Origin of the sequence: Ruminococcus sp. Marseille-P328, from assembly GCF_964249465.1 — a bacterium.
Taxonomy (GTDB): domain Bacteria; phylum Bacillota; class Clostridia; order Lachnospirales; family Lachnospiraceae; genus Blautia_A; species Blautia_A faecis.
Genome location: NZ_CAXUBQ010000007.1, coordinates 145624 through 156508 on the forward strand (window position 1 = coordinate 145624; position 10885 = coordinate 156508).

A 10885-nucleotide genomic window follows, 5' to 3' on the forward strand; every position below is an offset into this window, starting at 1 on the left:
TTGAAGCGATTCAATATTCATTGAAGGAAAAGCCTCCTGAATCGTTATGAATTTTTACAATTACTTTCATTTATTATACCCCGAACTGTGAAAATTGCAAAGTATTTCTTTGGATAGTCGGTAACCAATACAATAATTTCCCTTTCCTACAGTGTCGCTGTTTACGATTTTCACAGCAGTATGCTTCGCAAAGCACAGTAATACTACTGTACAAAATGAATAAAAAAAATAATCAGAGATTCGGTTGTGTCGAAAAAACATGTACAATAACGATAAAAAAAGTAAAATATCAACAAATAAATTGTAAAATATGTTTATTAAATATGGGAAGTATGGTATAATGATAAATCATAACTACAACAAGAGGTGATAGCATGATTAAAAAAGAAATGATTGCCATGCTCTTAGCCGGCGGCCAAGGCAGCAGACTTGGGGTACTGACAGAAAAAGTGGCCAAACCAGCAGTAGCTTTTGGAGGTAAGTACCGTATCATTGATTTTCCGTTAAGTAACTGTATTAATTCAGGAATTGATACAGTTGGAGTCCTGACACAGTATCAGCCTCTGAGACTGAATACCCATATCGGTATCGGTGTTCCGTGGGACCTGGACAGAACTGAAGGCGGTGTAACCGTACTTCCACCTTATGAGAAGAGCACAAACAGCGAGTGGTACACAGGAACAGCCAATGCCATTTTCCAGAATATGGCGTATATGGAGCAGTACAATCCCGATTATGTGCTTATCCTTTCAGGAGATCATATATATAAGATGGATTATGAGGTTATGCTTGACTTCCACAAGGCAAATAAGGCGGATGTGACCATTGCCTGTATGCCTGTACCTATTGAGGAAGCCAGCCGTTTCGGCATCATGGTAACGGATGAGACTTTCCGAGTAACTGAATTTGAGGAGAAACCAGAGCATCCAAGCAGCAATCTGGCGTCTATGGGAATTTATATTTTCAGCTGGCCGGTTCTGAAGGAAGCGCTTTACGCACTGAAGGATCAGCAGAGCTGTGACTTTGGTAAACATATTCTTCCATATTGCAAGGATAAAGGACAGCGCCTTTTTGCCTATGAATACAATGGCTACTGGAAAGATGTTGGAACTCTTGGTTCCTACTGGGAAGCAAATATGGAACTGATTGATATTATTCCTGAGTTTAATCTTTATGAGGAATTCTGGAAGATTTACACCAAGGGCGATATCATCCAGCCACAGTATATTTCAGAGGAGGCCGTTCTGGACAGATGTCTCATCGGTGAAGGCTCTGAAATCTATGGCGAAGTACATAATTCTGTAATCGGACCGAATGTTGTGATCGGAAAAGGCAGTGTGATCCGGGATTCTATTATCATGCGGAATACAATCATCGGTGAGAATGTAGACATGGAAAAGGCAATTGTGGCAGAGGACGTAACCATAGGAAATGACGTGGTTCTTGGCTGCGGCGAGGAAGCACCTAATATAAAGAAACCTGCGGTATATGCATTTGGCATTGCGACCATAGGAGAAGGCTCCGTGATTCCGGATAATGTTAAGATTGGAAAGAACACGGCGATTTCCGGTGTGACCACTCCGGCAGATTATCCGGATGGCATTCTGGAAAGCGGACAGGTAATTGCAACAAAGGACGGTGACAAAGCATGAGAGCAATCGGAATTATTTTAGCCGGCGGTAACAATAACCGCATGAGAGAATTATCAGACAAAAGGGCAATTGCAGCAATGCCTATTGCCGGAAGCTACAGAAGCATAGATTTTGCCCTGAGTAATATGGCGAACTCCCGCATTCAGAAAGTAGCTGTACTGACACAGTACAATGCACGTTCCCTGAATGAGCATTTAAGCTCCTCCAAATGGTGGGATTTCGGAAGAAAGCAGGGCGGTCTTTTCGTATTTACTCCTACTATCACCAAAGAAAACGGTTTCTGGTATCAGGGAACTGCAGATGCTATTTATCAGAATCTCAATTTCCTGAAGAACAGTCATGAGCCATATGTTGTCATCGCATCTGGTGACTGCGTGTACAAGATGGACTATAACAAGGTTCTGGAATATCACATTGCGAAACGCGCTGACATTACCGTTGTATGCACTACATGTCCGGATCCTTCCGAGGTTGAGCGTTTCGGTGTCCTTCGTATGAATGAGGATTGCAGGATTGAAGAATTTGAGGAGAAACCAATGGTTTCCCCATATAATACTATTTCTACAGGCATTTATGTGATCCGAAGAAGACAGCTGATCGAACTGATTGAGAAGGCTGCACAGGAAGGTCGAAATGACTTCGTAAAAGATATTCTGATCCGTTATAAGAATCTGAAGAGAATCTATGGATATAAGATCGACAGCTACTGGAGCAATATTTCCACTGTTGAATCTTACTATAAGACCAACATGGATTTCCTGAAACCGGAGATCCGTAACTACTTCTTCAAACAGGAGCCGGCAGTTAAGACCAAGATTGATGATCTTCCACCGGCTAAATACAATCCTGGTGCAGATGTTAGGAATTCTCTGATTTCCAGTGGATGTATTGTAAACGGAGTGGTTGAGAACTCTGTCCTGTTTAAAGATGTTTATGTTGGAAATAATTGCGTAATTAAAAATTCCGTAATTTTGAATGATGTATATCTGGGGGATAATACACATATCGAGAATTGTATCGTTGAAAGCCGGGGAACCATCCGGGCAAATTCGTACTACAGCGGTGATGGAGAAGTAGAGATCGTTGTGGAGAATAATGATAGATATAGCTTGTAATATAATAAGACTTAAAGCGCAGTAAATGCGATTAAGAGGAAAGGGGCAGCAAAAATGAACATTACAGACGTACGGGTGAGAAAGGTTGCAAAGGAGGGGAAGATGAAAGCCGTAGTCTCCATTACCATTGATGAAGAATTTGTAGTACATGACATCAAGGTGATCGAAGGAGAGAAAGGTCTTTTCATCGCAATGCCAAGCCGCAAAGCAACCGATGGAGAATATCGGGATATCGCACATCCTATCAATTCTTCCACTCGTGATAAGATCCAGACGATCATTCTCGAGAAATACCAGGAAGCTGTAGCAGAGGAAGAAGCTGCGGTATAAGAAGTAAAGAGGTTTTTACAACCCCGCATTTTATGGAGAGTTTCATGAAATGCGGGGTGTTTTTTTGCAAAAACATTCCTGTGATTTGCCCAAACTATTTCACGGTATACTGTGCCTGAATTTGTTCTATAACCATGTATTTATTATCTTTCTAGATTCTGGAAAATCGTGAAATATTACGTAAATGTTACAAAAGTTAAATAAAAGTGTTGAAAAAATTACGGAATATGTTATACTTGACCTACGAAAAAAATAACGAGGTGTTTACATAGATGAGATTTAAAAAGATTTTTGCAATGCTGTTAACTGGAATCATGACTGTTTCTATGCCTGGGGCAGTATTTGCTTCTTCTACGGAGGAACAGATCGCTGATGTACAGGCACAGAAAGAAGCTGCGCAGGCAGAACTGGCACAGCAGCAGTCCGACATGGCATCTCTGGAGAGCAAGAAGCAGGAGCTTGAAAGCTATCTGGAAGAGCTGAATGCTCAGTATACAGACCTTACCAACAGTGTATCTGAGCTTGGAATTCAGGCAGCGGAGAAAGAAGAGCAGCTGAAAACTCTGAATACCCAGCTTGAGGAAGCCAAGGCCACAGCGGACAAGCAGTATCAGGATATGAAGAAGCGTATTGTATACATGTATGAGAATGGAAGTGCTTCCATGCTGGAGCTGCTTTTGTCCTCAGAAGATCTGGCTCAGTTTCTGAACCGTGCAGAGAATATAGCCCAGATTTCCCAGTATGACAGAGACATGCTTGCTAAATATAAAGCCCTTCAGGCAGATATCAAGACCCAGGAAGAGCAGGCAGAAGAGGAAGCTCAGAATATTAATGAACTTCTGGCAGAGAAATCTGCCAAACAGCAGGAGGTACAGGCACTTACTGCAAGCACAAATGAGAACATTCAGTCCTATATTTATCAGATCAGTGCCAGCCAGGATGAAATCAGTGCTTTAAATACACAGATCAGTAATGCAGACAGCAGTATTTACAGCCTTTTGCAGGCAGCAGAGGCAGAGAAAGCAGCCCAGGAGGCGCAGGTGGCCCAGGAAGCTGAGGCTGCCGCCCAGTCACCAAGTGACGGGGGAAACTATGGCACAGAGGAATCCTACGATGACTACAGCGAGTCTGAAAGTGATTCCAATCAGGACGCAGATGACAGCAGTGCCTATGATGATTCTTATACCGAGTCATCGGACAGCAGTGAAAGCTCCGACAGTTCTTCCGAGGGCAGTAGTTCATCTTCACAGGGAACCTACCTTGGAACCTTTACTCTCACCGCATACTGTAACTGTGCACAGTGCTGCGGAACAGCAGGAAACCTGACAGCCAGCGGAACTGTTCCTACAGCGGGAAGAACCGTTGCCATGGCTGGTGTGCCATTCGGAACTCAGCTCCTGATCAATGGAAATGTGTATACAGTGGAGGATCTTGGAACACCTTACGGACATGTGGATATTTATTTTAACAGCCATTCAGAGGCACTTGCATTTGGACTTCAGAGTGCTGAGGTTTACAGACTGAATTAAGGAAAAAGAATACGCCCTGACAGGATTAAGATCATTAAAATCTTCTGCCTGTCAGGGCATTTGTCTGCAATAATATATAGGGGGGATTGTTATAAATACGGTTCTCCCGGAATTTCCGGATAGCTTCCCATTCCGATCAGCAGTTCCAGGCCGATCTGTCTTGCCTGGAGTACAGCCTCTTTCACAGCACTGGCATCTCCGGAGAGGGCAAGGATAACTTCATTGGAATGGCTTGTACCGATACTCGGTGTCATATAGCGTGTAATATGAACTGCAGAAGCCTTCATTGCAGTGTCTGCCATTACAAGTCCAATCGCTGCCGGAGAACCTGCCATGAATCCGAAAGCTTCCCCTGGAACTGCGTGAAAGGCCATGGCAAGAGCACCGCCTGCATTGGCTGAAAAAGCAAACTCCAAATGACCGGATTCGCTGATATATAATTCTCCTGCATACTTATTAGTTAGTTCCAGCGCCAGCGAAATAGCGTGGCGCACATCTGAAACATCATTTCCGCCAATCACAATATAGTTGCCGTGTCCACCCCAGCCTTTGGTATCCCGTGGAAATTCAATGGAAAGAACCTCTGTGCCAGTGGCTTTCACCGCATCATCGACAGCAGTGATCTGACCTGCTGCACCTGTACGGGAACTGAAAAGTCCAAGGGTATGATAGCGTGTCCCTATATTCATTTCCTTTAAAAGAGTATCATCAACTCCTGAAATTACAAGTCCGATGGTATCCAGAACAGCAGTTCCCACAAATTCAGTGCGGGCGCATTTGGTACTGATACTGTGTACGTCCATGGAAAAAACCTCCGTAGCATTACTTTTCCTTAGTTTAACATGATTAAGGGAAATTGAAAAGCTGTTTATCTATAATATTGCGCCTGCGCCGTCCATAGTTGGAAATATTTTCCACTTTTATCGGCAGCAAGCTCCTGGTGAGTTCCAGTCTGAATCACAGATCCTTCATGAAATACAACTATTTTATCGCAAAATTTGCAGGAAGACAGACGATGACTGATATAAATGGCAGTTTTATCGCCTGTTATTTCATTAAATTTTTCATATATTTCAGCTTCCGCAATGGGATCAAGAGCTGCAGTCGGTTCGTCCAATATAATAAAAGGGGCATTCTTATAAATAGCTCTTGCAATAGCTATTTTCTGAGCCTCTCCGCCGGAAATGATAATTCCCTTTTTATTGAAATCCTTGTAGAGATAAGTATTCAGACCTTCTGGCATTGTGGAAAGGGGATTGTAAAATCCGGATTTCTTCAGAGCACTTTTTACTTCTTCTTCGTCATAATTGATTTTGGCGGCTACATTTTCTCCAAGAGTCAGGGAAAAGAGTTTGAAGTCCTGAAATACCACGGAAAAAATCATCATATATTCTTTGTAATTATATTTTCGGATATCGATTCCGTTAAGAAGAATTTTTCCTTTTGTAGGATCGTAAAGGCGACATAGGAGTTTGATAAACGTAGTCTTTCCACTTCCATTCATACCAACGACAGCCAGCTTCTGACCGATTTTAAATTTCAAATTAATATTTCGAAGGGCATATTGTTCACATCCCGGATATCGGAAAGAAACATTTCGAAATTCTATTTCATACTTTCGGTCGCTGCGTTTTTCGGTAGTCAGGCTTCCCTGATACATGTTATTGGGAATGTCCAGAAATTCAAATGTCTGTTTCAGAAAAATAGCATTGTTTTGCATATCTTCAATGGTGGAGATACAGCCGGATACGCTTGAATAAACTTTCGTAACAGCGGAAATATATTTTGTAACTGCTCCGATTCCAAAGGCACCTGCCCAGGCTTTTAAGCATACAAAAACATAGGCAATCCCTGTGAAAATTACAGATACTGCGGAAGAAGCTGCCATGTAAAATCCAACAGGTCCCTTTCCATATCTGGCAAATAATCCCTTGGAACCGAAAGGATTTTCTTTGCTCAGATTATGCTTTTCGCATATTTTTTCCTGTTGGTAAATCCGCATATCCGCTGCCTTTTTGCTATCATAGCCCAGACGTCCGTAATATGCAAACAAACGATTGGAAAAGGTATGCAGATCTGCACTTCTGCCCCAGTATTTTCCTGCCTTTCCAGCGAGTACAGGCGAAAACCAGGTAATCAGTACCATAACAGAAATTATGGCTGTTACACATACCGGATTGTTAAGAATAACAAGTTTTTCTGCTGTTTTTGGAATCTGGCTGGTGAAAAGGGAAATGGTCATGGATAAGCCACAAATGATCGAAAATCCTTCTGAACACAGAGCTTCATAATTTAACAGAACATTGTATAGTCCCCACCCAGGTCCATTGAGATTTTGAATAATGGAAGAATATAACTCCATAGTTTTGCTATCATCTAAATCACAGTAATCCATATCAAAAAGTTTTTCGCACAAAATTCGCTTGATTTTCATTCCAAGACCTGCGCTCCAAGTCCTTTTCCATTTTTTAAGAAATGCAGATATCAAGCTGATTCCTGCTCCGGATAATAAAGTAATCGTTACCAGAAAACGAATGCGGTCAGGGCTTCGGTCGCCTGCAAGTTCTTCAATAACAAGTGCAGATAAATATATGATTATATAGGGAGTCAGTGCTTTCCAGATGGTCAGACTGATTTGGGAAAGAATTAATTTTGGATAATATTGGTAAAAAAGCTTATATGCTCTGTGATTAAGCTGCAGTGCTTCTTTTAACGATATGTTTTTCTCATTTGTCTTCATTTTCCCCATCTCCTTCCCTGTAATATTTGCTTTGAACCTCATAGAGAGCAGCGTATTTTCCACTTTGCCTTAACAGCTCTTCGTGAGTTCCTTCTTCCTGTATTTCTCCCTGCTCCAGCATTAAGATTCTGCTGCAGAATCTGGTAGAAGCGAGCCGATGGGAGATATAAACTGAGGATTTTCCCTTTGTCATTTCGTTATATTTCTGATAAATGTCTGCTTCAGCAATGGAATCGAGTGCGGCAGTTGGTTCGTCCAATATAATAAAAGGGGCATCTTTATATAATGCGCGGGCGAGCATAAGGCGCTGTGTTTCTCCACCCGAAAACATAATTGCATTTTTGTAAACCTCACGATTCAGAAAGGTTTGATACTTATCTGGAAGAGCTTCTATTTTTGGAAGCAAGCCGGCTTTTTTGATACAATTTTTCACCTGTTTCAGGTCGAAATTTTCTGTTTGCGCCACATTTTCTGCAATGGTTCCCGCTAACAATGAAAAATCCTGAAACACTGCCGAGAACAGCTTATAATAGTCTTTTCTGTTATAGTTTCGGATATCTGTTCCATTCAATTTTACCTGTCCCTTTGTGGGATCAAGAAACCCACAGATTATTTTGATCAACGTAGTTTTTCCAGCACCATTAAGACCTACAACTGCCAGATTTTCTCCTGGATGTAAGGTAAGATTTATATTTTTTAAAGTATCTGTTTCAGCTCCTGGATAGCGAAATGAAACATTTTCCAAAACAATTTCATAATTATTTTTAGCGTTCTGATTTAAGGTAAGTCCATCTTTGAAACGGAATAATTCCGGATAATCCAGACATTCCCGGACCGTGGAAATATCAAGAGACTGTCGGTGCAATGTGCCAAGTCCTTCCAGAATTCCTGTAATCCAGCCTGAAAAACTGTCCACTGCAGTAAAATAAAGCAAAAAAGCAGGCACATCAAGACCGCGGTATAATACCAAATAAATTAAATATGCGTAGACCGCTCCATTGCGCAGAAAAGTAAAAGTCAAATCTGCAATTCCAGCCCGGATATAAACATTTTCTGCTTTTCGATGAAATGCTGTAAATTCCCTGGCTGTTTTGCTGTATAATTCTTCCAGCCAGAAACGAAGACCGAAAATGCGGATATCTTTTGCTGCACCAAAGTCAGCGGCACGGTTTAATAAATATGCCATTTGATGTATATATTCAGCTTCTTCCTCCCGATGTTGATACTTATATTCATCTAATCTTTGAGAGATAAAATAACTGATTCCGGCAGTTGACAGAATGACCAAAATCAGAATTGGATGAATTTGTGTAAGAAGACCGGCGTAAATAAAAAAACAGACAATATTGATCAAAAGTACAGTTAGTGTATTCCAGATTGCTTCAGTGGCCTGATCGTTATTGTCCGTATATTCGGCCGATTTGGTCAGTAATTTTTTGAATTTCATATCGTCTATATTGGGATAAGATGTTGTGGATGCTTTTTTGTTTAAAAGATTTACAATCTCACAACGGACACTGATCCGTCCGCAAATTACGTTTTGATTTGCATAAGCCAATGCAGCTGATACCAGCATTATCATAAGCACAAAAATTACAATTGTAAAAAGCAGTTCCTGAATGGAAACATGATTTTCTATTGCACTTAATATGACAGGAGAAACATAAAGGTTAAGAAGGTTCTGTATAATGGTTAACAGTGCGATAAAAAAGCTGATCACCAGAACTTTCTTCTCCTGAGAAGTGCAGGCAAGTTTAATCATGAACCATATATTTTGAAAAGTACTGTATTTTGATACAGGATTTTTTTGAAACATGATTTTCCCTTCTTTCTTATTTTTCTTTTGATACCAGATTGCTACGTGCTTTGCACTCCCGCAATCTTCAAAAAGATTCTTAATATGATTTTACCAGAAAAAATATCCCCGGATTAAACCGGGGACGAATTGCATGTTTTGGGGGATGAATTATAACTGGGGCAGTAAAATTTCAGTGGTAAAGGCGCCATCTTCACTGTTTCGGCTGATATATCCATCAGAACGCTTTACTATATCATCAATACGGATCAGCCCCAGACCATGACCATCACCTTTTGTACTTTTAAAAAGATTTCCCTGTTTTTTCAACTTCTTTCCCGCTGTAAAATTAGTGAAAGAAATGTATAACTGCGTGTTTTTCATGTCCATATAAATGCGGATCAGTCGTTTTTCTTTGGGAAGCTGCAGGCTGGCTTCTATGGCATTGTCAAATAAATTTCCGATGATACAGCAAAGATCAATTTCAGAGGAATTCAGCTTAACCGGAATGTCAGCATCTGCAATTACCTGAATATCTTTGGACCGTGCCAGTGATATTTTAGAATTTAAAATAGCATCTGTCATGGCATTTCCGGTTTTTATCACAGTATCTACTGTGGTAAGATCCTTGTCAAGAAGATCGAGATAATGTCTGATTGCGTCCCAGTCTTCTGTGGCTGCATAAGCCTTCATTGTTTGAATATGATTACGATAATCATGGCGCCAGCCTCGCATCTGGCGGTACATATTATCAACCTCCTGATAGTGAGTTTCAACCAGTTCCTTCTGATATGCAGCCATTTTTTTATCTGCTTTTTTCGAAAATAAATGCATTTCAATCTCCCAAATCAGTCCATATTAATGATTGCCCGGTTAACCTTCTCATAAGCGCCGTGTGGAAGGGGGATTATACTTCCATCCTGTAAATAAATCTCTTTTTTTGTGACCCGGCTGATTTTTTTCAGATTTATCAAAGCAGAACGTCCCGCTCTGAAAAAATGAGAATCCAGCTTTTTTTCCAATTCGCTTAAGGTCATTTTCAGGGTGATAGTCTGTTGACTGTGAATCGTAATATAATTGCTGTTTACCTCTGCATAATTGATCTGACAGATTGGCAGACGAATCATCTCACCCTGACTGATTATGTTAAGAACCTTCTCATTTTTGATAAGCTTCGTGACTGCACGGTCAAGAACTGTAAAGAACTTCTCTTCTTGTAGAGGCTTCATCAGATAGTGAAGGGCATCTACTTCATATCCGTCAGAAATATAGTCTGCGTATCCGGTGATGAATATAATTTGTACGGTATGATTATCCTGCCGCAGCTTCCTTGCCATGGTAACACCATCCATAGCGCCCATTTCTATATCAAGGAGAAGGATGTCAAAATCTTTTTTCTCGGCATAATGAAACAAAAAATTTTCGGCTGATGTAAATTCTGAAATCTGTATATGATAACTGTTATGACTGCCCCATATTTCGCACAGAGAAGAAAGATAATTTCTGTCTGTGGCAAGGTCATCACAAATTGCAATTTTATATGTTTGACACAATTTTTTAATCCTCCATTTTACAGAAGTATAGCACGTATGCGGGAAACATGTCCAGATTCTTCACGAAGAGAATTGTAAACCAAAAATAAATAATAGGTGTCAAGCGTTTTTGAAAATGTCCTAAAATAATTGAAGTATTAGCCCCGGCTTTTTGCTGGGGCTTGTTATATT

At 40.7% G+C, this 10885-nt stretch carries 9 protein-coding genes; 4 read left to right on the forward strand and 5 right to left on the reverse strand.

The genetic code is table 11. The features are described from left to right. Positions 1-374 precede the first annotated feature (374 nt). The 4 genes from ACESTK_RS07220 to ACESTK_RS07235 all read left to right on the forward strand — a co-directional run bounded on the left by ACESTK_RS07220 (position 375) and on the right by ACESTK_RS07235 (position 4626). Positions 375-1652, forward strand: coding sequence for a glucose-1-phosphate adenylyltransferase (locus tag ACESTK_RS07220; protein WP_173769802.1), 1278 nt, complete (start codon positions 375-377; stop codon positions 1650-1652). Beyond that, a complete protein-coding gene (gene glgD, locus ACESTK_RS07225) occupies positions 1649-2767 on the forward strand; it encodes a glucose-1-phosphate adenylyltransferase subunit GlgD (protein WP_226836641.1) in 1119 nt (372 codons plus the stop codon). The genes ACESTK_RS07220 and glgD overlap by 4 nt, the downstream gene beginning before the upstream one ends. A gap of 54 nt (positions 2768-2821) precedes the next feature. After that, positions 2822-3097: a septation regulator SpoVG gene (gene spoVG, locus ACESTK_RS07230; protein ID WP_173715856.1), complete on the forward strand. Its 276-nt coding sequence runs from the start codon at positions 2822-2824 to the stop codon at positions 3095-3097. A 272-nt stretch (positions 3098-3369) separates the two neighbouring features. Beyond that, complete coding sequence (locus tag ACESTK_RS07235) at positions 3370-4626, forward strand: hypothetical protein (protein WP_270432502.1); 1257 nt, start codon at positions 3370-3372, stop codon at positions 4624-4626. 89 nt (positions 4627-4715) lie between these two features. Here the strand turns inward: ACESTK_RS07235 and pduB are convergent, their stop codons facing one another. From pduB to ACESTK_RS07260, 5 genes are all read right to left on the reverse strand, one after another. After that, entirely contained in the window at positions 4716-5429 is a 714-nt protein-coding gene (gene pduB, locus ACESTK_RS07240) for a microcompartment protein PduB (RefSeq protein WP_173769799.1), read from the reverse strand. Between the two features lie 65 nt (positions 5430-5494). Beyond that, a complete protein-coding gene (locus ACESTK_RS07245; protein ID WP_270432498.1) occupies positions 5495-7366 on the reverse strand; it encodes an ABC transporter ATP-binding protein in 1872 nt (623 codons plus the stop codon). Further along, positions 7353-9182 (reverse strand): ABC transporter ATP-binding protein, encoded by a 1830-nt coding sequence (locus ACESTK_RS07250; RefSeq protein WP_373119310.1) that lies wholly within the window; start codon positions 9180-9182, stop codon positions 7353-7355. The genes ACESTK_RS07245 and ACESTK_RS07250 overlap by 14 nt, the downstream gene beginning before the upstream one ends. Positions 9183-9332: 150 nt before the next feature. Then, complete coding sequence (locus ACESTK_RS07255) at positions 9333-9962, reverse strand: sensor histidine kinase (protein ID WP_243110275.1); 630 nt, start codon at positions 9960-9962, stop codon at positions 9333-9335. A gap of 47 nt (positions 9963-10009) precedes the next feature. Then, positions 10010-10714 (reverse strand): LytTR family DNA-binding domain-containing protein, encoded by a 705-nt coding sequence (locus ACESTK_RS07260; protein ID WP_118577976.1) that lies wholly within the window; start codon positions 10712-10714, stop codon positions 10010-10012. Between the last annotated feature and the right edge of the window lie 171 nt (positions 10715-10885).